This window comes from Curtobacterium sp. NPDC089991, from assembly GCF_044748425.1.
Lineage (GTDB): Bacteria > Actinomycetota > Actinomycetes > Actinomycetales > Microbacteriaceae > Curtobacterium.
This window is the reverse complement of sequence record NZ_JBIVGB010000001.1, coordinates 92,713-116,037: the sequence shown is the minus strand read 5'-3', so window position 1 is coordinate 116,037 and position 23,325 is coordinate 92,713. Positions and strand designations below refer to the sequence as shown.

25 protein-coding genes and 1 riboswitch are annotated in these 23,325 nt (G+C 72.8%); of the genes, 12 read left to right on the top strand and 13 right to left on the bottom strand.

Features of this window, described 5'->3' with window-relative positions:
- Positions 1–3 precede the first annotated feature (3 nt).
- From ACIPV1_RS00555 to ACIPV1_RS00545, 3 genes are all read right to left on the bottom strand, one after another.
- A complete protein-coding gene (locus ACIPV1_RS00555) occupies positions 4–969 on the bottom strand; it encodes a DnaJ domain-containing protein (RefSeq protein WP_402725561.1) in 966 nt (321 codons plus the stop codon).
- A gap of 96 nt (positions 970–1,065) precedes the next feature.
- On the bottom strand, positions 1,066–2,157 hold the full coding sequence (locus ACIPV1_RS00550) for a winged helix DNA-binding domain-containing protein (RefSeq protein ID WP_402725560.1): 1,092 nt from the start codon (positions 2,155–2,157) through the stop codon (positions 1,066–1,068).
- The gene (locus tag ACIPV1_RS00545; protein WP_123292443.1) at positions 2,154–2,900 is read right to left on the bottom strand and encodes a phosphotransferase enzyme family protein; all 747 of its coding nucleotides are present in this window, start codon (positions 2,898–2,900) and stop codon (positions 2,154–2,156) included. The genes ACIPV1_RS00550 and ACIPV1_RS00545 overlap by 4 nt, the downstream gene beginning before the upstream one ends.
- 139 nt (positions 2,901–3,039) lie before the next feature.
- Here ACIPV1_RS00545 and ACIPV1_RS00540 point away from each other — a divergent pair, with 139 nt between their 5' ends.
- The gene (locus ACIPV1_RS00540) at positions 3,040–3,681 is read left to right on the top strand and encodes a GntR family transcriptional regulator (RefSeq protein ID WP_123672589.1); all 642 of its coding nucleotides are present in this window, start codon (positions 3,040–3,042) and stop codon (positions 3,679–3,681) included.
- Positions 3,678–4,922 (top strand): MFS transporter, encoded by a 1,245-nt coding sequence (locus ACIPV1_RS00535; protein ID WP_402725559.1) that lies wholly within the window; start codon positions 3,678–3,680, stop codon positions 4,920–4,922. The genes ACIPV1_RS00540 and ACIPV1_RS00535 overlap by 4 nt, the downstream gene beginning before the upstream one ends.
- A 173-nt stretch (positions 4,923–5,095) precedes the next feature.
- Here ACIPV1_RS00535 and ACIPV1_RS00530 read toward each other — a convergent pair whose 3' ends face one another.
- Positions 5,096–6,022, bottom strand: coding sequence for an NUDIX domain-containing protein (locus ACIPV1_RS00530; protein WP_402725558.1), 927 nt, complete (start codon positions 6,020–6,022; stop codon positions 5,096–5,098).
- 111 nt (positions 6,023–6,133) lie between these two features.
- A riboswitch (TPP riboswitch) is annotated at positions 6,134–6,229 on the top strand.
- Between ACIPV1_RS00530 and thiM the strand changes: the two genes are divergently transcribed.
- The 3 genes from thiM (at position 6,218) to thiD (ending at position 9,320) form a co-directional block, all read left to right on the top strand.
- Positions 6,218–7,090, top strand: a complete 873-nt coding sequence (gene thiM, locus ACIPV1_RS00525; protein WP_402725557.1) for a hydroxyethylthiazole kinase — start codon at positions 6,218–6,220, stop codon at positions 7,088–7,090. It overlaps the preceding riboswitch by 12 nt.
- Complete coding sequence (thiE, locus tag ACIPV1_RS00520; protein ID WP_402725556.1) at positions 7,087–7,836, top strand: thiamine phosphate synthase; 750 nt, start codon at positions 7,087–7,089, stop codon at positions 7,834–7,836. Before thiM ends, thiE begins: the two co-directional genes overlap by 4 nt.
- Positions 7,833–9,320 carry a bifunctional hydroxymethylpyrimidine kinase/phosphomethylpyrimidine kinase gene (gene thiD, locus ACIPV1_RS00515; RefSeq protein WP_402725555.1) on the top strand — a complete coding sequence of 496 codons (1,488 nt, stop codon included), beginning with the start codon at positions 7,833–7,835 and terminating at the stop codon, positions 9,318–9,320. Before thiE ends, thiD begins: the two co-directional genes overlap by 4 nt.
- Positions 9,321–9,386: 66 nt before the next feature.
- On the opposite strand, the gene ACIPV1_RS00510 is transcribed toward thiD, so the two are convergent.
- The 4 genes from ACIPV1_RS00510 to ACIPV1_RS00495 form a co-directional block, all read right to left on the bottom strand.
- Positions 9,387–9,896, bottom strand: a complete 510-nt coding sequence (locus tag ACIPV1_RS00510) for a metallophosphoesterase family protein (protein ID WP_402725554.1) — start codon at positions 9,894–9,896, stop codon at positions 9,387–9,389.
- Positions 9,893–10,363 carry a MarR family winged helix-turn-helix transcriptional regulator gene (locus ACIPV1_RS00505; protein ID WP_123939187.1) on the bottom strand — a complete coding sequence of 157 codons (471 nt, stop codon included), beginning with the start codon at positions 10,361–10,363 and terminating at the stop codon, positions 9,893–9,895. Before ACIPV1_RS00505 ends, ACIPV1_RS00510 begins: the two co-directional genes overlap by 4 nt.
- An 82-nt stretch (positions 10,364–10,445) precedes the next feature.
- A complete protein-coding gene (locus ACIPV1_RS00500; protein WP_123292436.1) occupies positions 10,446–10,907 on the bottom strand; it encodes a VOC family protein in 462 nt (153 codons plus the stop codon).
- A 22-nt stretch (positions 10,908–10,929) separates the two neighbouring features.
- Positions 10,930–11,226: a GNAT family N-acetyltransferase gene (locus ACIPV1_RS00495; RefSeq protein ID WP_402725553.1), complete on the bottom strand. Its 297-nt coding sequence runs from the start codon at positions 11,224–11,226 to the stop codon at positions 10,930–10,932.
- 76 nt (positions 11,227–11,302) lie between these two features.
- Between ACIPV1_RS00495 and ACIPV1_RS00490 the strand changes: the two genes are divergently transcribed.
- Positions 11,303–11,938, top strand: a complete 636-nt coding sequence (locus ACIPV1_RS00490; protein WP_402725552.1) for an NADPH-dependent F420 reductase — start codon at positions 11,303–11,305, stop codon at positions 11,936–11,938.
- 88 nt (positions 11,939–12,026) lie between these two features.
- Here the strand turns inward: ACIPV1_RS00490 and ACIPV1_RS00485 are convergent, their stop codons facing one another.
- Complete coding sequence (locus tag ACIPV1_RS00485) at positions 12,027–12,995, bottom strand: aldo/keto reductase (protein ID WP_402725551.1); 969 nt, start codon at positions 12,993–12,995, stop codon at positions 12,027–12,029.
- A 155-nt stretch (positions 12,996–13,150) separates the two neighbouring features.
- Between ACIPV1_RS00485 and ACIPV1_RS00480 the strand changes: the two genes are divergently transcribed.
- Positions 13,151–14,233 carry a hypothetical protein gene (locus ACIPV1_RS00480; protein WP_402725550.1) on the top strand — a complete coding sequence of 361 codons (1,083 nt, stop codon included), beginning with the start codon at positions 13,151–13,153 and terminating at the stop codon, positions 14,231–14,233.
- A gap of 38 nt (positions 14,234–14,271) precedes the next feature.
- Here ACIPV1_RS00480 and ACIPV1_RS00475 read toward each other — a convergent pair whose 3' ends face one another.
- Entirely contained in the window at positions 14,272–15,129 is an 858-nt protein-coding gene (locus ACIPV1_RS00475) for a LysR substrate-binding domain-containing protein (protein WP_123292823.1), read from the bottom strand.
- Between the two features lie 170 nt (positions 15,130–15,299).
- On the opposite strand from ACIPV1_RS00475, the gene ACIPV1_RS00470 reads away from it, so the two are divergent.
- On the top strand, positions 15,300–16,622 hold the full coding sequence (locus ACIPV1_RS00470) for an MFS transporter (RefSeq protein ID WP_123292432.1): 1,323 nt from the start codon (positions 15,300–15,302) through the stop codon (positions 16,620–16,622).
- Positions 16,623–16,791: 169 nt separating this feature from the next.
- Here ACIPV1_RS00470 and ACIPV1_RS00465 read toward each other — a convergent pair whose 3' ends face one another.
- Positions 16,792–17,439, bottom strand: coding sequence for an NAD(P)-dependent oxidoreductase (locus ACIPV1_RS00465; protein WP_159574233.1), 648 nt, complete (start codon positions 17,437–17,439; stop codon positions 16,792–16,794).
- A gap of 112 nt (positions 17,440–17,551) precedes the next feature.
- Here ACIPV1_RS00465 and ACIPV1_RS00460 point away from each other — a divergent pair, with 112 nt between their 5' ends.
- Positions 17,552–17,914 carry a helix-turn-helix domain-containing protein gene (locus ACIPV1_RS00460; RefSeq protein ID WP_111086871.1) on the top strand — a complete coding sequence of 121 codons (363 nt, stop codon included), beginning with the start codon at positions 17,552–17,554 and terminating at the stop codon, positions 17,912–17,914.
- 137 nt (positions 17,915–18,051) lie between these two features.
- Positions 18,052–19,083 carry an NADPH:quinone reductase gene (locus tag ACIPV1_RS00455; protein WP_402725549.1) on the top strand — a complete coding sequence of 344 codons (1,032 nt, stop codon included), beginning with the start codon at positions 18,052–18,054 and terminating at the stop codon, positions 19,081–19,083.
- 70 nt (positions 19,084–19,153) lie between these two features.
- Here ACIPV1_RS00455 and ACIPV1_RS00450 read toward each other — a convergent pair whose 3' ends face one another.
- Together ACIPV1_RS00450 and ACIPV1_RS00445 are read right to left on the bottom strand one after the other, a co-directional pair.
- The gene (locus ACIPV1_RS00450) at positions 19,154–19,339 is read right to left on the bottom strand and encodes a hypothetical protein (RefSeq protein ID WP_123312988.1); all 186 of its coding nucleotides are present in this window, start codon (positions 19,337–19,339) and stop codon (positions 19,154–19,156) included.
- A gap of 41 nt (positions 19,340–19,380) precedes the next feature.
- Positions 19,381–20,190: a GAF domain-containing protein gene (locus tag ACIPV1_RS00445; protein ID WP_123939195.1), complete on the bottom strand. Its 810-nt coding sequence runs from the start codon at positions 20,188–20,190 to the stop codon at positions 19,381–19,383.
- A gap of 113 nt (positions 20,191–20,303) precedes the next feature.
- Here ACIPV1_RS00445 and ACIPV1_RS00440 point away from each other — a divergent pair, with 113 nt between their 5' ends.
- Together ACIPV1_RS00440 and ACIPV1_RS00435 are read left to right on the top strand one after the other, a co-directional pair.
- Positions 20,304–21,200: a patatin-like phospholipase family protein gene (locus ACIPV1_RS00440; RefSeq protein WP_402725548.1), complete on the top strand. Its 897-nt coding sequence runs from the start codon at positions 20,304–20,306 to the stop codon at positions 21,198–21,200.
- Positions 21,197–23,281 (top strand): S9 family peptidase, encoded by a 2,085-nt coding sequence (locus ACIPV1_RS00435; protein ID WP_402725547.1) that lies wholly within the window; start codon positions 21,197–21,199, stop codon positions 23,279–23,281. The genes ACIPV1_RS00440 and ACIPV1_RS00435 overlap by 4 nt, the downstream gene beginning before the upstream one ends.
- Positions 23,282–23,325 lie beyond the last annotated feature (44 nt).

Sequence of the window (23,325 nt, the reverse complement as noted above, 5' to 3'; positions counted from 1 at the left end):
TCGCTAGACGAAGCGGACGGTCTGCTGCAGTCGGTCGCGGATCTCGAACACGTCGACCGATCCGGGCGGGGACCACACGCCGTTCAGCACCTGCCCGAGCGCACTGCGGCGGACGACCAGGGCAGTCGGCTTCTTCGGGGAGCCGACGAGCTGCACGTCGACCTCGACCGCGGAGTCCGGCACGACGAGCAGCCGGCCGGTGAACCGCACCCGGGTCTGCTTCTGCACGGCACGGGCGGCGCGGACGAGTTCCTTCACCGGACGCTCGCCGGGCGCCAGGGTCTCCCCGACGATGTCGCCGTGCTCGACCCGGACCGGGGCTCCCCAGTCGATCGACTCGACGGCCCAGAGCCCGCTCGGGGTCAGGACGGCGTGGTCGAGCTTGCCCTCGGCCCCGGCGTCGAGGTCGTGCCAGACGGTGACGCCGATGCCCATGTCCGAGACGATCGAGGCGGTGGCCTCTTCGGCGAGCGCTTCGCCGAGGAGCCGTCGGATGTGCCGGGGCGCGGAACGGATGAGGGTGGGGTCGTAGGGGTCCTCGATGGGGTCGCCGAGTCCGACCCATTCGCGTTCTGCCTGCAGGAAGACCTCGCGGGAGCGTCCGCCGGGGTGTCCGTGGGACCGGGCGCGGGGGCGGGTGTCGCGACGGGCTGACGGGGGTGCGTAGGCGTCGCGACCGGTGTCGGGCCTCCCGGTCGACGAACCGGACGCACCGGACGTGCTGAACGGACCGGCGCCGCCGCTGCTGAACGAGCCGCGCGAGCCGGCGTCGTAGGCGCGGCGCGCTGCGGGCGTGCCGATGCGCTCCCAGGCGAGCTGGACGCGGCGGAAGTGCTGGGCGTCGCCGCCGAGGTCGGGGTGGGATTCGCGGGCGGCGCGCCGGTAGGCGCGGCGGAGCGCGTCGTCGTCGGCGGTCGCGGGGACGCCGAGGACTTCGTACGGGGTGGCGTCGGCCGGGCTGTCGGTCATGGCCCTGCGACATTACCCGAGGCAGGGTACGAGTCCGCCGCGTGGTTGCTGGGGACGGCCTGGAGGAACGGATGGACTCGACCCCACCGGCTGCGGTCAGCGGCTGGTCGCCTCCACCACCCCGAACGCGACGGGCGCGTCGAGGAACCGCGCGTACCGGGCGGCGGCCGCCTCGAGCGCGCGCACCGATGCCGTGTCGAGTGCCGCGAAGGGTGTGACGGTGACGGCCACCCCGCTGGCGCGCTCGGTCCGCTTCCAGGTGCCGACGACCCGCCCGCGGACGACGGCCATCGGCAGGAACATGCCGTTGGAGCCCGGGACGACCCGGTCGGCGTGTGCGGGGTCGAGCTGGGCGGAGCGGTCGGCGTACCCGAGCAGGTACTCGTCGAACCCGGGCAGCAGGTGGCCGGTGGGTGTGCCACTGGTGGTGGGACGGTCGGCGAGCGCGAGGAGCCCGTCGCCGAGGTCCTCGACGGTGTCGCCGGCGGCGGCTCGGGCGCGGCGGAGGTCACCCAGCGGGAGCTTCGTCCAGCTGGCGGCGTCGGCCTCGGTGGCGGGGCCCCGGCCGCGCAGGTACCCGAGCAGGACCCGGCGGAGTGCCTCCTCGGGGTCGGGGACCTCGGTGAGCGCCGGTGCCCACTCGTCGAGGAGCACGAGTCCCTGGCCGACGCGGGCGGTGGGGCCCCAGGCGACGAGTCCCTCTTGCGAGAGCTGCAGCAGCAGGTGGTAGCCGCGGCCGGCGGTGGGGTCGATGCCGGCGGCGCGGTACTCGTCGAAGAGTTCGTCGCGGACGAGGGCGCGGCGGCCGGACAGTGCGGCGACGGTGGTGTCCCGTGCTCGGTCGAGCAGGGGTTGGTCGATGCCGAGTTCGGTGGCGCGTCGGGCGACGCTGCGCAGGGTCCGTTCGGCGGTCAGGGAGAGCAGGAGCCGGAGGTCGTCGGGGCGCATGGCGTGCAGGGTGCCCCGCATCGGCCACGAGCGGACGAGCTCGCCGCGGTCGAAGGCGGCGCGGACGTCGTCACGGGTGGCTCCGGGTGCGCGGACCCCGATGGCCCAGAGCACCTGGCCGAGGTCCTGCCCCTGCACGGCGGTCATCCGTTCGACCGCACCGGTGGGGCCGAGGCCGGCGACGGCGATCCCCTGCGCGGCGAGCCGCAGCGTGCGGAGCTGCGCAGGGGTCGGGGTCACGCGACGGCGGCGGCGATGGCGTCGGCGTGCTGCTCGATGTAGGCGACGTCGGCCCGGTACAGGTCGGCGTGCCCGTGCGCCAGGTCGCTGACGAACTTCGGGTTGCCGGCGGCGGCCTCGGTCTCCATGGTGGTGACCATCGCGACGAGGGACGCGGCCATCGTCTCGGCGAGGACGCTGCGGGAGCGGTCGTCGAGGTCGTAGGCGCGGCAGAACTCCGCGGCACGGGCGAGCCGGTCGTCGAGGTCCGGGGCGGTCATGCCCTCGACGGCGCCGGTGGTGAACGGGGCGAACCGGTACACGGCACTCGCGACGTCCCAGACCCGGGGACCGGGGTGTGCGGTGTCGAAGTCGATGAGCCCCACGGCCTGGATGCCGTCGTAGACGCAGTTGTACGGGGCGAAGTCGCCGTGCACGATCGTCTCGACGGGGGTGCGTTCGGCCTGTGACCAGCAGTCGCGTGCCCCGTCACGCGGGAACGTGGTCGCGGCGTCGTGGAAGTGCCGGAGCAGTCGTGCGCTCGTGACGAGGGCGGCTTCGCTCGCGACGTCCTCGGTCCACGGGTACTCCCCGGCGACCCCGGGGACGAACGACACCGTCTCGAGGGTGTCGCCGTGCTCGATCGGTTCCGGTGCCGCGACGAACCCTTGTTCGTGCAGGTGTGCGAGCAGCCGGTGGACGGTCGGTGTCCACGGTCCGGCCGGGCGGTGGACTCGGTCGTCGGCCCTGGTGATCCGCTCCATGGGGAACCTCCTGTGTGTGCGTCTCCGTTGACGTCCGGCCAGCGTATCGACGTGCGCCGCCGCGTGTGACCCGGTGGTGTGAACAACACGTCACGTGACGGCATGCAGCGTTGCATGCAAGGGCGTACGATCGTGCACCGTGGAGCAGCACACGACGACCCAGGCCGCATCCGACCGCGCGTACGACCACGTCAAACGGGCGATCATCCGCGGCGACCTCCCCGGTGGCACCGCGATCAGCGAGAACGCCCTGTGCCAGGAGATCGGGGTGTCCCGCACCCCCGTGCACGAGGCCTTCCTGCGCCTGGCCGCCGAGGACCTGCTCACCCTGGAGTCCCGCAAGGGTGCGGTGGTGCGCCCGATGTCCCCGAACGAGGCGGCGGACGTACTGGAGATGCGCGAGGCGATCGAGGCCACGGCGGCGACCCGCGTCGTGACCGACGGCCGCGTGGCGGACGTCACCCCGGGCCTCCAGGCCATGCTGGCGGAGCAGGAGCAGGCGGTCGCGACGGGCGACGTCGACCGGTTCATCGAGGTCGACGCGGCGTTCCACGGTGCGGTGATCGGCGCGTCGCGGAACGCGATCGCGGTGCGCTTCGCACAGACGCTCCGTGACCGGCAGAACCGGCTCCGACACCAGCTGATGCGGGTGCAGCCGTCGCAGCTGCAGGCCTCGCTCGACGACCACCGAGCCCTCGCGGCAGCCCTGGCAGCAGGCGACGCGGCCCGCTACGCCGAGGTCCTGCACGACCACGTCGCCTCGCACCGGGGTGCCCTGTGAGCGCGACGGGGAGCATCCCCACCACCGGCTCGCTGTCCGTCCCCTCGGCGCGCGTGATGCCCTGGGTCGCGGTGTGGGGCGCGGTGTTCGTCTGCTCGTGGGGCGGCAACCAGTTCTCACCCCTGCTGCTCATGTACGAGGGCCGCGAGCACTACTCGTCGGTCGTCGTCAACGTCTTCCTGGGCGTCTACGTGCTCGGGCTCGCGCCGGCGCTGCTCGTCGCCGGGTCCCTGTCCGACCGGCACGGCCGCAAGCCCCTCATGCTCGCCGCCATCGTGTCCGCCGTCGTCGGCAGCGGACTGCTCGCACTCGGACCGCTCGGCCCCGGGTTCCTGGCAGCCGGACGACTGTTCTCCGGCATCACCGTCGGCATCGCGATGGCCGTCGGCAACAGCTGGGTGAAGGAGCTGTCGCAGGGACGCTTCGACCCCGCCGCCGACGCCGGGTCCGGTGCCCGCCGGGCCTCGCTGGCGTTCACGCTCGGTTCGGCCTCCGGCGCGCTGGTGGCCGGACTCATCGCACAGTGGGGCCCGATCCCCGAGGTGCTGCCCTTCCTGGTCCACATCGTCGTCGCCCTGCCCTTCGCCGTCGTCGTCTGGCGCACCCCCGAGACCAACCGCTCCGGCGGTGTCCCCGGTCCGTGGTGGCGCCAGCTGCGGGTGCCGAGCGCCGGGCACCGACGGTTCACCCGCGTGGTGCTCGTCACCGCCCCGTGGATCTTCGGCTCGGCGGCGATCGGGTACGGCTACCTGCCGACCCGGCTCACCGGAGCCACCGGCGCGTGGGGCCTGCTGTTCGCCACCGCCGCGACCGTCGTCGCCCTCGGGGTGTCCAGTGCGGTCCAACCCCTCGCGCGGCGCGTGCACTCGCTGACCTCGGCCCGCGGGCTCACGACGGCACTCGCGTGCATGACCGCCGGCATCGCCGTGGTCGTCGTCGCGATCGAGCTGCAGTCCGTCGTGGTCGGACTCGTCGCGAACGTCGTCATCGGCGTCGGGATCGGGCTCGCCCTGGTGTCGTCGCTGCTCGAGGTGCAGCGGATCGCGGGGTCCCGCGACCTGGCCGGACTGACCGGGGTGTTCTACGCGGCGGCGTACGCGGGGTTCCTGGCGCCGGCCGTGATCGCGGCGATCGCGAACGTCGTGGCGCTGCCGGTCGTCCTCTGGGTGATCGTCGGACTCGGCGTCGTGTCGTGGTGCGCGGTGCTCGTGTCGTCGCGGCGGTACCTGCCGACGGCGTAGGCGCGCGGTGACGCGGGCGCGGGGGCGCGGGGGCGCGGGCGTGCGCCGCACCGTGCACGGTCCGTCAGTCCGTGCGACACCGGCCGCTCGGTGCGAGGTTGATGCGGCGCACGGAGCGATCAAGCCAGCACCGAACGAACGACCTCGCACCGTGCGCCGACGGCGTACCGCCGCTAGAACTGGTCGCGCAGCCAGGACGGCCCGTGCACCACGGCACCGAGCGCCTCGACGCGGGCACGGAGCTCGCGATCAGCCGTGACGACCACGACGGGACCGTCGCCGGCCTCGACCGCCGCACGAGCGGCGTCCACGATGGCGTCGTCCCCCGAGCCCGGCGCCGCGACGACGTCGAGTGCACGGGGCAGTGCACGGGGCAGTGCGCCGTCCGACGACCCGGAGGCACCCCGGGCCTCGCGGGCCTCGCCCTCGAGCACCACGGTCCACCGCGGCCACCAGCGAGCGAACGGCAGCGCCAGCACGTCGGCGGTCACCCCGGACTCGGCGAGCGCCGTCACGGACGACAGCAGGCGTGCAGCGGCTCCCGCCCGGTCCTTCCACCAGCCGTCGGGCACGCTGCCGACGACGTTCGCCGCGTCGACGACGACGTGCGGGGTGGTGGTGAGGGACGCGCGGAGCGCCGGCCACGACCTCCCGAACCCGGGGTGGAGCGGCAGGTCGTCGACCTCGTCGACGGGGATCCAGGACAGGGCGAGGCTCTCGCGGTCCGCGATCACCGGTTCGAACGGCCGAGCGGCACGCCCCACCACGGTCGTGTAGGTCCAGAACCCGAGGTCGAGGAGTGCCGTGTGGCGCAGGTCGACGCCGTCGTGCGGCACACCGGCTTCCTCGGCGGACTCGCGGAGCGCACCGGTGACGGCCTCCTCGCCATGGTGCCGTGCGCCGCCGGGGATGCCCCACGTGCCGCCGTGGTGGCTCCACTCGACGCGGTGCTGCAGGAGCACGCGTCCGGCACCGTCGTCGACGAGCAGCCCTGCGGCGCCGAAGAGTCCCCAGGCCTTGGTGCCGTCGGGGCCGACCGCCCAGGCGTCGCCGGGGTCGCGGGGGCCCGGTGGCGGTCCGGGAGGCGTGGAGTCAGGCACACACCAACCCTGTCACACGGTGCAGGGCATGTGACCGGAGACGACGGGGCCGGAGACGACGAGCCGGAGACGACGAGCCGTGGCCCGGCACGGCTGCTCGTGTACGGTGTCGATCGAGACACGGGGTGCCGCAACCAGCGGCTGAGATCACACCCGTCGAACCTGCTCGAGCTCGTACTCGCGAAGGGATCGTCCATGGAATCCGCTGCGCCCTCCCCTGCCTGGGCCCACCGAACCGCCGAACTGCTCGAGGCCGTCAGAGCCCGGAGCCCGTTGGTGCAGTGCATCACGAACACCGTGGTGCAGAACGTCACCGCGAACGTGCTGCTCGCCCTCGGGGCCTCGCCCGCGATGGTCGACGTGGCGACCGAGGCGGGACCGTTCGCCCGGGTCGCCGACGCCCTGCTGGTGAACACCGGCACCCCGCACGCCGAACCCCGGGTCGCGGCGCTCGAGGCCGTGCACGCCGCCCGCGACGCCGGCACCCCCTGGGTGCTCGACCCCGTCGCGGTCGGCTCGTTGCCGGTGCGCACCGCCCTGGCCCGCGACCTGCTGGCGCTGCACCCGACGGTGCTGCGCGGCAACGCTTCCGAGGTCCTCGCCCTGCTCGGCACGTCGGCCGGTGGCCGCGGTGTCGACAGCACGGTGGGCACCGAGGACGCCCGTGCGGCTGCGGTCGACGCCGTGTCCGGTCAGGCGGCCGGGAGGCTCGTGGCCGCGGTGGCCGTGTCGGGTCCCGTCGACCTGTTGGTCGCGCCGGGCACCGGTGTGGTCCGGGTCGCGAACGGCACCGAGCTGTTGACGCGGATCACCGGGGGCGGGTGTGCCCTCGGCGCGGTCGTCGCCGCGTTCACGTCGGTCGCGCCCGACGACGCCGGTGCGGCCGCCGTCGCGGCGACCGCGGTGCACACGATCGCCGCGGAGCTCGCCGCCCGCGAGGCCGGCGGCCCCGGCACCTTCCAGCCGCTGTTCCTGGACCGGTTGGCGTCACTCACCCCCGAGGACGTCGTCCGCGAGGCCCGGATCACGGTCGAGGTCGAGCCTGCGTCCCTGGTGGTGCCGGCATGAGCGGGCTGCCGGGGGACTTCGGCGTGTACCTGGTCTCCGACGGCACGCTGGCCGACCGGCACGGTGTCGGTGTGCTCGGGGTGGTCCGCGCCGCGGTGCACGCCGGGGTCCGGATCGTGCAGGTGCGCGACAAGGACGCCTCGGCGCGCGACCTGCTGGCACTGACCGCTGCCGTGGCCGACGCCGTGGGCGACCGCGCCGCCGTGGTGGTCGACGACCGGCTCGACGTCGCCCTCGCCGCTCGGCACGCGGGACACCGGGTCGCCGGGGTGCACCTCGGCCAGTCGGACGTCCCCGTGACCGCTGCTCGCGCCCTGCTCGGGCCGGACGCACACGTCGGGTTGACCGCGAACACCCCGGAGCACCTGGCGGTCGTCGCCCAGCTGCCCCGCGGCACCGTGGACCTGCTCGGCGTCGGGGTCGTGCACCCCACCACCACGAAGGCCGACCACCCGCCGGCGCTCGGGCACGACGGGTTCGCCCGGCTCGCGGCAGCGACGGACGTGCCGTGCGTGGCGATCGGCGGGGTGACCCTCGACGACGTCGCGCCGCTCCGGGCAGCGGGCGCCGCCGGGGTCGCGATCGTGTCGGGCATCTGCGCCGCGGCCGATCCCGGGTCCGCAGCGGCCGCGTACGTGGCCGCGTGGAGCTCTGGACCCGGCCACGGGGCGGAGCCGGGGCGGCTCGCGGCGGGCGATCCGTTCCTCCTGTCGGGGGCTTCGTCGCACCACGGGGCGGAGTCGTGAGCGTCCCGCGCGTCCTGGCCATCGCCGGGACCGACCCGACGGGCGGCGCCGGGTTGCAGGCCGACCTCAAGGCGATCGCGGCGCACGACGGCTACGGCATGGGCGTGGTCACCGCCCTCGTCGCGCAGAACACGCACGGGGTGCGGTCGGTGCACGTGCCGGACGTCGCGTTCCTGCGGGAGCAGCTCGACGCGGTGTCGGACGACGTCACGATCGACGCCGTGAAGATCGGGATGCTCGGCACAGCACCGGTCGTCCGCGTCGTGACGGACTGGTTGCGGGAGCACCGGCCGCCCGTGGTCGTCGTGGACCCGGTGATGGTGGCGACGAGTGGTGACCGGTTGCTCGACGAGGACGCCGCCGCGGCGATGGGGGCGCTGTTCGGGCTGGCCGACCTGCTGACGCCGAACCGGGCCGAGTTGCAGGTGTTGGCGGAGCTGGCCGGGGCTGCGGCTTGTGCGGCGCCTGCGTCGTTGTCGGCGCTGGACGCTGCGCGGCTCGTGGCGTCGAAGTGGGACGTGCTCGTGCTGGCGAAGGGCGGGCACGACGAGGGGCCGGCCTCCGACGACGTGCTCGTGTCGCCGTCGGGGTCCGCTCGACGGTTCACCGGTCCCCGCGTCGCGACGACCAACACGCACGGCACCGGGTGCTCCCTGTCGAGCGCGATCGCGACGCTCGCCGCCCGGCACGGAGACTGGGAACTCGCGGTCGGGGTGGCGAAGCCCTGGCTGACGGCGGCCTTGCGGGGAGCCGATGCCCTGGAGGTCGGGTCCGGCAACGGGCCGATCGACCACGGCGCCGTGATCCGCGCGTTGCTGCCCGTGGTCCCCTTCACCAACGTGTGGTGGTCCGACGTCGGCTCCGTGCTGCAGGCGACGATCGAGTGCGGGTTCCTGGTCGGGCTGCGCGACGGGACGCTCGACGCGGACGTCTTCGCCGGGTACCTCGCGCAGGACGTGCACTACCTGCGGGCCTACGAGCAGCACCTGGCGGCGTTGGCGGCGAGCGCTGCTGGCGCTGGCGCTGGCGCTGCGGCTGCCGCCTTCTGGACGGCGGCGTCCGAGGGGTGCGCCGCCGAGGCTCGCGACCTGCACCACCGACGCCTCGCCGGCACCCACGCCGACGATCCAGTCCACCCGACGTGCGCCGGGTACCTCGCACACCTGCAGGAGGCGGCGGACTCCGGGTCGGCGGCCGTGCTCGCCGCGGCAGTGCTCCCCTGCTTCCGGGTCTACGCGTGGGTGGGGGCGCAGCTCGGCGCGGCGCCGGACGGGCACGCGTTCGCGGACTGGATCACGGCGTACGGCGACCCGGGCTTCGCGGCGTCGAGTGCCGAGGCGACCCGTCTGGTCGAGGAGATGGCGGCGGCCGCGACCCCGTCCGAGCGGGGGCGGATGGCGCGCGCGTTCCGCCGCTCGACCGAGTGGGAGCTGGCGTTCTTCGCGATGCCGCTGGCGGGGGCCGCTGGCGAGTTCACGTGCTGACCGACACCTCACGGGTTCGTCGACCCGCGAGGTGTCGTCTGGCGCGAAACGTCGGCGCGGGTGTCCTCAGCGGGCCGGCGGCGGCAGGCGCACCAGCTCGACGGCCAGGTCGGCGCCGGTCACGGTGCCGCGCATCCACGTGAAGTCCGGCTGCCGACGGCGATCGGTCGGCGAGCCGGGGTTGAGCAGCCGCAGCCCGGTCGGTGCGACGGTGTCCCAGGGGATGTGCGAGTGCCCGAAGACGAGCACGTCGACGTCCGGGTACTCGGCGGCCGCCCGGCGCTCCCGGCCCGTCGCGGCACCGGTCTCGTGGATGAGCGCGAACCGCAGGTCCTCGACCGCGAAGTGCGCGACGAGCGGCAGCCGGTCGTCGAACTCGGGGCCGTCGTTGTTGCCGCGCACGCCCTCGAACCGGTGGGATCGGGCCTGCACGGCGTCGAGGGTGGCGAGGTCGACCCAGTCCCCCGCGTGCACCACCAGGTCGGCGGCGGCGACATCGACCCAGAGCGCCGCGGGCAGGTCCTTCGCCCGCTTCGGCAGGTGCGTGTCGGAGAGCAGGACGAACGACGTGGTCACGTCGAGGATCGTCCGGGCATCGGCAGTCCGGCCTCGTCCGAGGCGCCGAGCCGTTCGAGCAGTCCGGCGAGCAGGGCGATGTCGTCGTCGGACCAGCCGGCGAGCCGTTCCTCCAGCGCATCCCGGTGCAGCTGCACGGAGCGTTCGAGCGCGGTGCGACCGGCGTCCGTCGCCACGAGGGGCTTCGCGTTGCCGGTACCGCCGTCGGTCGTCTCGATCAGCTTCGTGGCGAGGAGCCCGGACAGCTGCCGCGAGATCGTCGAGCGGTTCAGGCGCAGGTACCGGGCGATGTCGATGGCCATGCAGCCGGGGTGCTGCACCACGAAGTCGACGAGGGACTGGTCGACCACGCTCAGTGCCTGGTCGGACCCGCGGGCACGGATGCTCGCACGTCGGGTGATCCGGGCGAGCTCGGTGTACGCCCGGCCGATCTCGCTGTTCCGGATCCCGGAGCTCGGGTGGTCCATCGTGGCTCCAGCCTTTCGGTGCCGGCGCCGGCCGGCGGTCTTCTGTGCCGACACCATACCGGTCGGTACGCGAGATTCGGGCTCAGTGACCTGCAGCTGCGGCACGGAGCGCGGGGATGTCGAGCTTCTGCATCGTCATCATCGCCTGGAAGACACGGGCGTTCGCCTCGGGGTCGCCCGACCCGGTCATGAGCTCCCCCATCATCGACGGGGTCACCTGCCACGCGACACCCCAGCGGTCGAACAACCAGCCGCACATGCTCGGCTTCCCGCCGTCGGCGAGCAGGGCGTCCCAGATGCGGTCGAGTTCGTCCTGCGTGTCGACGTCGACCTGGAACGAGACGGCGTCGGTGTGCGGGTGTCCGGGGCCGCCGTTCATCGCCCGGTACGGCTGCCCGAGCAACGTGAACTCGACGACCAGGGTCGCGCCGTCCGGGGTCTTCGCCACGCTGTCGATCGAACTACCGGGGAACAGGTCGACGTAGTACCGGGCGGCCTGCTCGGCTTGGTCGTCGTACCAGAGGAAGGGGGTGATGGTGGGCATGGGGCGCTCTTCTCGCGTCGGCTCAGTCCGCGGCACTGCGGATGAGCAGGTCTGACTTCTCGGGGTGCTCGTCGAACCACTTGCCGACGAACCAGCACATCGGCACGACCCGCATCGTCGAGTTCGTCTCGACGTCGGCGACCGCGTACTCGACGAGCTCGGCCGCGTAGCCGTGCCCGCGGTGCTTCGGCACCGTGTACGTGTGCGGGAACGCGATCGCGTCGCCGTTCTCGCGGTAGTCGAGCACGCTCACGAGCTCGCCGCCGACGTACATCGCGTAGCGGTCCTGGTCGGTCTCGTCGCGGAACTCGTGGTCCATGCCGCCATCATGCTCCGCCCGGGGCGCACGTGCCCCACCGGGAATGCTCGTGGCCGCCGAGCGTTGGATGGACACCATGACAACGATCGGCATCATCGGCGCAGGCAACATCGGATCCCAACTCGCACGGCTCGCGGTGCAGCACGGCCACCAGGTCGTGATCGCGAACTCCCGCGGCCCCGAGACCCTGGCCGACCTCGTGGCCGAACTCGGCGACCAGGCCCGCGCGGTCACCCGTGACGAAGCTGCCGCCGCCGGCGAGGTCGTCGTCGTGACGGTGCCGCTCGCTGCCATCGAGACGATCCCGGCGGGGCCGCTCGTCGGCAAGGTCGTCATCGACACGAACAACTACTACTGGGAGCGCGACGGCCACATCGCCGCGCTCGACGACGAGTCGACGACGACGGCCGAGCTGCTGCAGGACCACCTGCCCGGCGCCCGGGTCGTCAAGGCGTTCAACCACATCGGCGCCGCAGACCTGACCGGCCACGCCACCCCGGCCGGCACACCGGACCGTCGCGCCCTCGTGATCGCAGGCGACGACGCCGAGGCGAAGCAGGTCACCGCGGACCTCATCGACGAGTTCGGCTTCGACGTCGTCGACGCCGGACCCCTCGCCGAGGGCTGGCGCATCCAGCGGGACACCCCCGGCTACGGCCCGCGCCTGACCGCCGACCAGCTGCGCGAAGCACTGCAGGCAGCCACCCGCTGACGCGCGCGGTTTCGCGCTGAGCGACACATCACGGACTGCGGAGTCCGCGAACTGTCGTCCAGCGCGAAACCCGGCGCCGGCCGCCCGCCTACGCTCGGTCGAAGATGACCGTCATGTCGGCCAGGTCGTCCTCGGTCGGCTCCCACGTGGTGCCGGCCTCGACGTTCTGCTTGATCTGCTCCGGCTTCGTCGCCCCCGCGATGACGCTGGACAGCCCCGGCTGCGCGAGCAACCACGCGAACGTCGCCTGCAGCATCGTGACACCGCGGTGGTCGCAGAACCGCTGGTAGTCGTCGAGCACGTCCCACGGGGCGTCCTCGAGCAGCTGCGGCTTCGACGTCGACAGACGCCCGTCGGCCGGACCCCCGGCCTTCGTGTACTTGCCGGTCAGCAGCCCGTTGTAGAGCGGGAAGAACGGCAGGAACCCGAGGGCGTAGGCGCGGACGGCCGGCAGCACCTCGGCCTCGGCGGCACGGGCGAGCGGGCTGTACTCGTTCTGCGCGGACACGAACGCCGTGGTGCCGGCGATCGACGCGGTCAACTCGGCCTCGGCGATCTGCCACCCCGCGAAGTTCGAGTGCCCGACGTAGCGGATCTTGCCCTCGCGGACCAGGTCGTCGAGGACCGACAGCGTCTCCTCGATCGGGGTCACGTCGTCGGGACGGTGCATCTGGTACAGGTCGATCCAGTCCGTCCCGAGGCGACGGAGCGACGACTCGACGGCCAACCGGACGTACCGCCGCGATCCCCGCACACCCCAGTCCGGCCCGTTCGCGCCCTGCATGTCCATGCCGAACTTCGTCGCGAGCACGATCTCGTCACGCCGCCCAGCGATCGACCGGCCGAGCATCTCCTCGGACATGCCGGGCCGGCCGCCGTAGATGTCGGCCGTGTCGAAGAGCGTGACCCCGGCGTCGAGTGCCGCGCGCACGACGGCGTCGGTGCCCTCCTGCGACTCGGAAGCGGTCCCCGGCCGCCCGAAGTTGTTGCAGCCGAGGCCGACGGTGGAGACGACGAGCCCCGAGGGACCCAGTGGACGGTGTTCGATTCCGGTCATGCCCCGAACGTACCGGCGACCCCGGAACTGGGGCTGCGACATCCGCGACCGTTGCCACTAGAACTGACGATGGATCAGTCGACGAAGGGAGCACCGCAGTGGCGTCGCATCGCATGCAGGATTCGGAACGGCCGCGCCGTCCCGTCCCGTCCTGGGTGACCGCACCGGTCGTCGAACCGGCCGCGTCCGCCGGGCGGGTCGCGTCCGACTCCGCAGCGAGCACCGGCCAGGAGGCCCGTCCCACCCCCGCCACGTCGCGCGCCGCCCACGGTGCGCCGGCTCCCACCGCCGTGCTCGGCTCCGCCCCGCAGCCGACGGCCACGCTCGACCCGACGGCAGCGCCGACGCCAGAGCCTGCGTCCATCGCCACCCTGGTCGAGGACGACGTCACGGTCCCCGACTACCCGCCGCAGCAGGACCTCCTGCCACCGGCCCCGACATCACCGACCGTGCACACCGTGCCGTTCGACACCGCCGCCGTGGCCTCCGCACCGGCCCCGGTCTCACCGATCGACGCCGCTCCCCGCACCGCACCGGCCCCCGCACCGTCGCCCGTGCCCTCCGCCGGACAGCCCCGGTTCTCCGTGCCCGGGCTGGAGCACGTCGTCGTCGAGGGCACCGAGCCCGAACCCGTCGGTCCGATCGGCTTCCGCACGCCCCGCCGCTTCGCCCACCAGCAGGCCGCCGCCACCGCCGTGACCCCGGCACCGACCCCGGCGTCCACCCACATGCGCTCCTTCGGCGCGGTCCTGCAGGCGCCGGTGTCCGCGGCTGCACCCGCGGCCACGAACGCCACCGTGCCGTCGACCGCACCCGTGGCGGAGGCGACCGCGTCCGTCGGGGCCGAGCCGGGCCTCCCGACCGAACTGCTCGACCAGCCCGTCGCCGCAGCCGCCCAGCCGGAGCCGCGCCGTGTACTCGGTGCGACGCCCGGGGCGGTCCTGGGCGCCGTGGCGGGCATCGCGACGCTCGGACTCGCGGCCTGGTGGTTCACCGCGCCGGCGACCGTGCACGGTGTCGGTGTCGTGCTCGGACTCCTCGCGCTGGTGGTGTCGCTCGTGACGCTGCGCGACCGTGCGGCGACGTGGCAGCGGCCGGTCGCGCTGCTCGGCGCCGTGCTCGGTGGCGTCGGCACGCTCGTGCTGCTGTGGGCCGTCGCGTCGGCGCTGCTGCCGCTCGCCGGGGTGACGCTGCCCGACCTGACCGGGACCGGGACGACCCCGACCCTCGCGCCGTAGCGGGCTCGGTCTCCGGTTCGGCCCCTCGGCTGGCGCGGTCAGACCGCGCGGACGACCCCGCGGGACAGGATCGCGTTCGTCAGGGCGTCGATCGGCTCGCGCTGCACCGTCGGGTTCGCGATGAGGACGTAGTCGACCGCCGGCAGGTCCGGCAGCCCGAGCCGCTGCGACACCTTCACCAGGTCCGCCGGGATGAGCGAGTGCGGGAACACCGCCACGCCGATCCCCGCGCGCACCGCCGCCAGCACGCCGTTCACGTCGCGGGTGTTGCAGGTGATCCGCCAGGTGCGGCCCGCGGCCTCGAGGGCGTCGATCGCCATCTGCCGGCTGATGCTCGGCGCCTGGTACGCGATGAGCGGCACGGGCTCGTCGCGTTCGACCGCGATGCCGTCCTGCGCCATCCACACCATCTGGTCGGTCGCGACCCGGGTGCCCTCGGCGGACTCCCCCGCGGTCTGCTTGATGAACACCAGGTCGAGCTGCCCGGCGTGCACCCGGCGCAGGAGCGGTGACGACTGGTTCACCGTCAGCTCGAGGTTCACCTGCGGGTGCAGCCGCCGGAAGTCCCGGAGGATGCGCGGCAACTGCGTGATCGCGAGGTCGTCGGCCGCACCGAACCGGAGGCGCCCACGGGTCGCCGACCCCGAGAAGTACGCATCCGCGGTGGCGTGGGCCGCGAGGATCGTCCGGGCGAAGCCGGCCATCGCGTCGCCGTTGTCGGTGAGGGTGACGCCACGGGTGTCGCGGGCGACGAGCGTGCGGGACACCGCGGTCTCGAGCCGCCGGACGTGCTGGGAGACGGTGGGCTGGCTGATGCCGAGGCGGGCTCCGGCCTGCGTGAAGCTCTGCGTCTCGGCGACGGCCAGGAAGGTCTGCAGCAGGACCGGATCGAGCACGGGCACCTCGTTCGTTCGTGCGAGTGTCGCGCGGTCGTTCGCGCGGTCGTTCGCTCGGTCATTCGACATCGCAATGGATTGATAGCCACCATAGGGGTGTCGAATGGCCCGCGGCCACGTAGTTTCGTTGGGGTACCAGATCCGCAACGACGTCCGGAGAACCCCTCACCGTGAGTGCGTCATCGACGACCCTCCCCCCGCCCACCGAACCACTCCCGATCCAGGCCACCCGCCCGCCCTGGCGGCACACCCTCATCGCCCTGTCCGTGCCGAACTTCCGGCTGTTCACGGCCACCAACCTCGTCGCGATGACCGCCGGGTGGATGCAGCGCATCGCCCAGGACTGGCTCGTCCTGCAGCTGACCGGCTCGGTCGCGCAGGTCGGCATCACCGTCGCCTGCCAGTTCGCGCCGATGCTGCTGTTCGGGCTGCTCGGCGGCGTGCTCGTCGACCGGTTCTCGAAGCGCGCGCTGATGATGATCACGCAGGGTGCCTTCGCGGTGCTGTCCGCGCTGCTCGCCGTGCTGACGCTCGCCGGTGTGGTCGAGGCCTGGCACATCTGGGTGATCGCGTTCCTGGTCGGGATGGTCACCGTCATCGACAACCCGGCCCGCCAGGTGTTCGTCACCGAGATCGTCGGACACCAGCACCTCCGCAACGCGATCAGCGTGAACTCGTCGGTGTTCCAGCTCGGCGGCATGATCGGCCCGGCGCTCTCCGGGGCGCTGCTCGTCGCCGTCGGGGCCGGCTGGTCGTTCGGCGTGAACGCGATCGCCTGCGTCGCCGTCGTCGTGACGCTCGGGTTCCTGAAGGTCTCGGAACTGCACCGGACGCCCCCGGCGCCCCGCGGCAAGGGGCAGCTGATCGAGGGGCTCCGCTACGCCGTGAACAAGCCGACGATCATCGTGCCGGTGATCCTCGTCGCGTTCTTCTCGGTGTTCGCGCTGACGATGCCCGTGCTGCTGTCGGCCTTCGCGTCACAGGTGTACGACGTCGGCGCCGCCGGGTACGGCGTGTTCAACTCGGCCGTGGCGATCGGTGCGCTCGTCGGCGCCCTGCTCTCCACGCGGCGGGCGGTCGTGCGGCTCCGGACCATCGTCGGTGGGGTGTTCTGGACCGGGGTGCTGCTCGTCGTCTCGGGGTCGATCCCCGTGATCGCGCCGTTCACCGTGGCGCTCGTCGCCGTCGGGATGTCGCAGTTGCTGTTCCAGACCGCGTCGAACTCACTCGTGCAGCTGTCGTCGAACGTGGCGATCCGCGGCCGGGTGATGTCGCTCTACGTGCTCGTGCTGCTCGGCGGTCAGGCGATCGGTGGGCCGCTCATGGGCCAGGTCGTCGACCACTTCGGGGCGCACGTCGGGATGATGGTCGCCGGTGGGGTGCCCGCGGCGGCCGCCGCCGTGATCGCGCTCGTCCTCGCCCGCCGAGGCGGCCTGCACCTGGCCGTGCGCATGCGCCACCACGTGCCCCTGCCGGCGATCGTCGCCCACTGAGCGGGGCGCGGTGGGCGCACCGGCGCGCCAAGGCGTTGCGCCCCGTTGCGGGCGTCGCGCCCCGACACACAGGGGTGCAATGCCCGCAACAGGGCGCGGACGCAGTCCGGGACGGACGGGAGGCACGGGGCGGCCCCGCCACGCGCCTCCCGTCCGGTGAGCGGTTGCCTCAGTAAGCCACGCCGAAACGCGCCTGGTGGTGCGCCGGGTTCGCGATCTCGTCGACGAAGGCCAGGCCGAAGTCGTCGCCGGAGATGTCCGAGTTGCCCTCGGAGTCGGTCAGCAGGACCTCGTCGGTCGTGCGGTACGTGCCACGACGCTCGCCCGGGTTGTAGCTGCCGTAGCCGGCGGCCGGGCTGACGTAGAACCAGTCGACGTCGGTGTCCGAGGCACGAAGCGCGTCGAGGATCTGCGCGTGGCTCTTCGCCTCGCCCTTGAACGCGTCCGGGAACTCGGCCGAGTCGAACAGGCGCGGTCCACCGTCGGCGACGAGCAGCGAACCGGCGCCGCCCACGATGCCGAGACGCGCACCGGCGCTGGCCGCAGCGTCGACGAAGTGCTGGAACTCGTCCTTGAGCTCACTGCCGTCGGCCTGGACCGCGTGCAGGGCGACGACGATGACGTCGGCGTCCTTCGTGACCTCGGCCACGAAGTCGGCGTCGAAGGCATCGCCCTGCGCCAGGGTCAGGCCCTCGGCGGCGTCGAGCTTGCTCGTGTCGCGCGCGACGGCGGTGACGGCGATGCCACGGGAGAGGGCTTCGCGGGTGATGGCGGAGCCGGCGTAGCCGGTGCCTCCGAAGACGACGATGCTGGTCATGCTGTTCCTTTCGTGGGGCTGGTGCTGCTCACCGTACAAGAGTTACTCTCTTTGAGTAAGTAGGCACCTCACGGTGCGTAACGGAGCTCGTTCGTCGCGGAGGCCAGGCCAGATGTCAGCACTCGAGTACAGCCCCTACGCGGCGGACTGCCCCAGCCGGCAGCTGCTCGACCGCATCGGCGACCGGTGGAGTGTCCTGACGATCGGCACCCTCGCCGACGGGCCGCAACGGTACTCGGCGATCGCGAACCGGGTGCAGGGCGTGTCGCAGAAGATGCTCACGCAGACCCTCCGGGCACTCGAGCGGGACGGACTCGTCACCCGCACGGTGTTCCCCGAGATCCCGCCGCACGTGGAGTACGAACTCACCGATCGCGGGCGGTCGCTCCGCCGGGTGCTCGAGCCGCTCGAGGCGTGGGCGACGTCCCACATGGACGACGTCGCGGTGTCGCGCGTGGAGTACGACGCGCGCTGACGTGGCGCGGGCGGGCGGGGGCGCTTCGTGAGCAGAAATGGTCGGGTCCGCCGAACGAACCCGACCATTCGTGCTCACGAAGTGCCGCCACGCGCACACTCGGAATCCCCGACGGCGGCGAGTGGTTGCCTGGGGACATGCGATCGATCGTCTACACGAAGCCCGGTGACAGCAGCGTCCTCGAACTCGTCGAGCGGGACGTCCCCGAACCCGGCGCCGGCGAGGTCCGCGTCCGCGTCGTCGTCTCCGGGGTGAACCCGACGGACTGGAAGGCCCGGGCGGGCGGTACCTACGGCGACGGACTGCCCTTCCCCGAGATCACCCCGAACCAGGACGGCGCCGGTGTCGTCGACGCGGTCGGCCCGGGTGTCGAGGACCTCGCCGTCGGTGACCGCGTGTGGCTCTTCATGGCCGCCGCCTCGCGCCCGACCGGCACCGCACAGGAGTACACCGTCGTGCCGGAGAGCCGAGCGGTCCGCCTGCCCGACGAGACGAGCTTCGACGTCGGTGCTTCGCTCGGTGTCCCGGCGATGACCGCGCACCGCGCCCTCACGACGCACGAGGACGGTCCCGCACGACTGGGCCCCGGTGCGCTCGACGGCGTCACGGTGCTCGTCGCCGGTGGTGCCGGAGCGGTGGGGCACGCGGCCATCCAGCTCGCCCGTTGGGCCGGCGCGACGGTGATCACGACGATCAGCTCGGACGACAAGGCCGCACTCGCCACCGCGGCGGGTGCCCACCACGTCGTGAACTACCGGCAGGACGACGCCGCGGCTCGCATCCGCGAGATCGCGCGGGACGGCGTCGACATCGTCGTCGAGGTGTCGATCCCCCAGAACGCCGAGCTGGTCGCCGACGTCCTCGCGAACCACGGCGTCGTGTCGATCTACGCGAACAACGGCGGCGACGAGGCCACGCTGCCGATCCGCCCGAACATGAGCGTGAACGCGCGCTACCAGTTCCTGCTGCTCTACACGATCGGCGACGAGGCCCTGTCCGCTGCGGCCGAGGACGTCACCGAGGCGCTGCACGACGGCGTGCTGCCGGTCGGCGCGGACGCGGGACTGCCGCTCACCCGCTTCGACCTCGCCCGCACCGCGGACGCGCACGACGCCGTCGAGCAGGACACCGTCGGCAAGGTGCTGATCGACGTGCCCCAGGCGCAGTAGCCCCGACGCCCAGACGACGAACGGCTCCCACACCCGTGGGAGCCGTTCGTGGTGGACGATGCGGGAAGGGTCAGCGACCCAGGCGCGCGGCGATGGCTGCGGCGACCCGGATCCGGGCTGCTTCGCGCTCGCGCTCGATGTTGGCGGCGATGACGTCGAGGTCTTCGTAGTCGGCGTCGGTGGTGGTGTCGTTCCAGTTCGGCGATGAGATCCGGGCACGCCCGAACGACGGCGGAGCAGGGTTCACGGTCGTCATGAGGGCATCGTACGTCGAGCGTCCGACAGAGCGTGTGAGCATCACGGGCCTTTCCTTGGATTGCGGTCGCGCTCGGGGAACGAGTAGGTCAACGAGAACGCCACGGCCATGAACGACGCCATCATCGCGATGTTCTTGGCGTCGAGTTCGGTGAAGGCGTCGGGGACCGGGGAGTCGACGGTGAGCATGCCGAACGAGTACTGGTCGGACCGGATCACCACCGAGACGTACGACGAGTAGCGCGGTTCGAAGCCCGGCACGTCCTGGTCCACGTCGACGTCGGCCGAGCGGTCGCCGACGATCCGGGGTGATCCCCCGACCAGCACCCACTCGAGGTTGCGGTCGCCGTAGGGCGTGCCCGCGCGGAAGACCCCGGCGGTGTCGCCGGCACCCCCGTGACCGATCGGCTCGAGCGCACGCAGATCGGTGGACAGCTGGTACACGTTGGCCCGGACGTCGGGCACCTTCGGCAGCAGGTAGAACGCCAGGGCCACGGCGACCCGGTCGGCGACGACGGAGAGTTCGCCGTGGCGCTCGGAACGGGGCAGTTCGGTGAACCGGACGAGCCGGGTGGCGATCTGGCCGAACGCGTACCGGACCGCCGTCGACTGTTCGAGTTCGGCCCCGGTGGCGTTCTCCTCGGCCACCGCCCGCGCAGCGTCGCTGCGTCGGGTCCGGACCACCTGCACCGCCACGGCACCGGCCAACACGACGAGCCCGAACACGACGAGCGACAGTCGCACAGCCGGGGTGACGAACAGGTTCGGCAGCTGGAACGCCGCAGTGGGCGCGGCCGCCACCACGATCGGCCACCCGACCGTGCCGACCCGTCCTGAACGCTGTTGCCCCATGACCACGACGCTAGGTCACGCCAACGACGCAGACGGAGTTGTCCACAGGTCGGTTCTCCACAGGATCTGTCGGCCTCCACCAGCCCGTCGCACGCAGCTGGTAAGCAAGACCCATGACCGATGCCAGCACGCCCGTTCCCGGATCCAGAGCCCTCGTCCTGGGGGGCGGAGGCGTCGCCGGCATCGCCTGGGAGGTCGGCGTCCTCACCGCCCTGCAGGACGCCGGCGTCGACTTCGATGCCGCAGACCTGGTCGTCGGCACGAGCGCCGGCAGCGTCGTCGGCGCCTTCGTCCGGAACGGCGCCGTGCAGCAGGCGTACGACCAGCAGCACACGCCCGCGCCGACGACCTACGTCGAGCCGCCGGCCATCGACACCGACGCCGTCCAGCAGCGGATCGGTGCCGCACTCGAGGGCGCGACCGGTGAGCAGGACGCCCGCGCCCGCCTCGGCCTCGCCGCCCAGCAGGTCACCGGCGGACAGTCCGACGACGAGCGCGTGGCGACCTTCACCGAGACCCTGCCGTCCACCGACTGGCCGGCGAAGCCGCTCGCGATCACCGCGGTCGACGCCACCGACGGCACGTTCCGACTGCTGACCGCGGCCGACGGCGTCCCGCTCCCCCTCGCGGTCGCCGCGAGCTGCTCCGTGCCCTTCGTGTGGTCACCCGTCGGCATCGAGGGCCGACCGTACGTCGACGGCGGGGTCCGCTCCGGCACAAACGCCGACGCCGCTGCCGGTCACGAACGCGTGCTCGTGATCGCCTGCGGTCCCGAGGGTCCGTCGCCGGTCGGCCCGTGGCTCGACGTCGCGGTCGAGTCGCTCCGCGCCGGCGGCAGCTCGGTCGAGGTCGTGGTGGCGGACAGCACCGCGCAGGAAGCCTTCGGCACGAACTCGCTCTCGCTGGCCACCCAGGCACCCTCGGCCGAAGCCGGCCGCGCCCAGGGCACGGCGGTCGCCGAGCAGATCGCCGCCTTCTGGGCCGATGACCTGGTGAGCGTGGTCGCATGACGACGCCGTTCTCCGACCTCGACCAGTACATCGCGCTCCCCCGGGTCGACGGGATCGCTATCAGCCCGGACGGTGAGCGCGTCGCCCTGACGGTCAGTGCGCTCGACCCGGACCGCACCGGGTACCGGCGCTCGATCTGGCAGGTGCCCGCCGGCAACGACACCGAAACGAACGCCGATGCCGACGCAGCGGGCAGCGCCGCAGCCGGTACCGCGGTCCGCCTCACCCGTTCCGCCAAGGGTGAGGGCGGCATCGCCTTCACCCGCACCGGCGACCTGCTCTTCGTCTCCGCCCGCCCCGACGCCGATGCCACCGACGCCGACGCCGCCCAGCTCTGGGTCCTCCCGGCGGCCGGTGGTGAAGCGCGCCCCCTGACGCGGCTCACCGGCGGGGTCGGCGGCGTCCTGGCGACCGCTGCGGCCGCCGACACCGCAGCGCTCACCGCCGACCTGCTGCCCGGCGCCGGTACCGACCCGGCCACCGTGGTCGACGCCGACGCCCAGCTCCGGAAGGCCCGCACGGACAAGAAGGTCCGCGCGATCCTGCACGAGACGTACCCGGTGCGGTACTGGGACCACGACCTCGGGCCGGCCCAGACCCACATCCTCACGCTCGACCTGGCCGAAGGCCAGACCGAAGACCACGCCGAGGACGCAACCGCGCTCCCCCGCCTCACCGACCGCACGCCGGCTCCCGGCCGGTCGCTGGACCACGTCGCCGGGGCACTCACGCCCGACGGTTCCGTCCTGTTGGCAGCCGTGGGTGTCCGGGAGGCCCGTGGGGACCGTTCGACGCTCGTCACGATCGACTGCACCAGCGGCCACCGCACGGTGCTGTTCGACGACGCCGACGTCGACCACGAGATGCCCGCGCTGAGCCACGACGGTCGCACGATCGCCTGGGTCCGGACGGTGCGCTCCACCCCCGCCGGTGCGAACCAGCAAGAGGTCTGGACCGCCGGCATCGACGGGTCGGACCCGCGCCGCATCGCGACCGACTGGGACCGCTGGCCGAGCGAGCTCGTGTTCGAGCACGGCGACCGGGCGCTGCTCGCCGTGGCCGACCAGGACGGCCGGGCACCCGTGTTCCGCATCCCGCTCGACGGCGCAGCCGTCGAACAGCTGACCCACGACGACTGGGCGTACTCGAGCCTGCGCGTGGCGGAGGCGACGGGTGCGGTCGTGGCGCTCCGGGCCTCCTGGGCGGCACCACTGCACCCCGTGCGGATCGCGACGGACGGCGAGGTGACCCCGCTCGCGACGCCCGCGCCCTTGCCCGAGGTCCCCGCGCACCTGGAAGAGGTCGAGACGACCGCGGCCGACGGCGCGCGCGTGCGCGGCTGGCTGGTCGTGCCGGACGGTGACGGGCCGCACCCGCTGCTGCTCTGGATCCACGGCGGACCGCTCAACTCGTGGAACCAGTGGTCGTGGCGGTGGAACCCGATGCTCCTGGCGGCGCGCGGGTACGCCGTGCTGCTGCCGGACCCCGCACTGTCGACCGGCTACGGGCTCGACTTCGTGAACCGTGGATGGAACGCGTGGGGGCAGGCGCCGTACACCGACCTGCTGGCGATCACGGACGCGGTCGAGGCCCGAGCGGACATCGACGAGACCCGGACGGCGGCGATGGGCGGCTCGTTCGGCGGCTACATGGCGAACTGGGTCGCCGGGCACACCAACCGCTTCCGCGCGATCGTCACGCACGCGAGCCTGTGGGCGCTCGACCAGTTCAACGGCACCACGGACTCGTCGCAGTACTGGTCGTCGATCTTCGACGCCGCCGGCATCGAGGCCAACGACCCGCACCGGTTCGTGGCGGACATCACGTCACCGATGCTCGTGGTCCACGGCGACAAGGACTACCGGGTGCCGATCGGCGAGGGGCTGCGACTGTGGTCCGAGCTCGCCGAGCACCACGCGGCCGACGACGGCACGATGCCGCACCGGTTCCTGTACTTCCCGGACGAGAACCACTGGGTGCTCTCGCCGCAGCACGCCGTGGTCTGGTACGAGACGGTGTTCGCGTTCCTGGGGCAGCACGTGCTCGGCCAGGAGTGGGAGCGGCCGGAGCTGCTCGGGTAGCGCGGGCGTGGCGGTCGACCCGGAACGACACGATCGACGTCGCA

Excerpts from the sequence above, each read along its gene's own strand:
- ACIPV1_RS00485 (WP_402725551.1), bottom strand. The coding sequence starts at position 12,995 with ATGACCGGAATCGAACACCGTCCACTGGGTCCCTCGGGGCTCGTCGTC.
- ACIPV1_RS00435 (WP_402725547.1), top strand. The coding sequence starts at position 21,197 with ATGACGACGCCGTTCTCCGACCTCGACCAGTACATCGCGCTCCCCCGG.
- ACIPV1_RS00445 (WP_123939195.1), bottom strand. The coding sequence starts at position 20,190 with ATGGGGCAACAGCGTTCAGGACGGGTCGGCACGGTCGGGTGGCCGATC.
- ACIPV1_RS00490 (WP_402725552.1), top strand. The coding sequence starts at position 11,303 with ATGACAACGATCGGCATCATCGGCGCAGGCAACATCGGATCCCAACTC.
- ACIPV1_RS00465 (WP_159574233.1), bottom strand. The coding sequence starts at position 17,439 with ATGACCAGCATCGTCGTCTTCGGAGGCACCGGCTACGCCGGCTCCGCC.
- ACIPV1_RS00455 (WP_402725549.1), top strand. The coding sequence starts at position 18,052 with ATGCGATCGATCGTCTACACGAAGCCCGGTGACAGCAGCGTCCTCGAA.
- ACIPV1_RS00460 (WP_111086871.1), top strand. The coding sequence starts at position 17,552 with ATGTCAGCACTCGAGTACAGCCCCTACGCGGCGGACTGCCCCAGCCGG.
- ACIPV1_RS00545 (WP_123292443.1), bottom strand. The coding sequence starts at position 2,900 with ATGGAGCGGATCACCAGGGCCGACGACCGAGTCCACCGCCCGGCCGGA.
- ACIPV1_RS00500 (WP_123292436.1), bottom strand. The coding sequence starts at position 10,907 with ATGCCCACCATCACCCCCTTCCTCTGGTACGACGACCAAGCCGAGCAG.
- ACIPV1_RS00555 (WP_402725561.1), bottom strand. The coding sequence starts at position 969 with ATGACCGACAGCCCGGCCGACGCCACCCCGTACGAAGTCCTCGGCGTC.
- ACIPV1_RS00440 (WP_402725548.1), top strand. The coding sequence starts at position 20,304 with ATGACCGATGCCAGCACGCCCGTTCCCGGATCCAGAGCCCTCGTCCTG.
- ACIPV1_RS00505 (WP_123939187.1), bottom strand. The coding sequence starts at position 10,363 with ATGGACCACCCGAGCTCCGGGATCCGGAACAGCGAGATCGGCCGGGCG.
- ACIPV1_RS00495 (WP_402725553.1), bottom strand. The coding sequence starts at position 11,226 with ATGGACCACGAGTTCCGCGACGAGACCGACCAGGACCGCTACGCGATG.
- ACIPV1_RS00450 (WP_123312988.1), bottom strand. The coding sequence starts at position 19,339 with ATGACGACCGTGAACCCTGCTCCGCCGTCGTTCGGGCGTGCCCGGATC.
- thiM (WP_402725557.1), top strand. The coding sequence starts at position 6,218 with ATGGAATCCGCTGCGCCCTCCCCTGCCTGGGCCCACCGAACCGCCGAA.
- thiE (WP_402725556.1), top strand. The coding sequence starts at position 7,087 with ATGAGCGGGCTGCCGGGGGACTTCGGCGTGTACCTGGTCTCCGACGGC.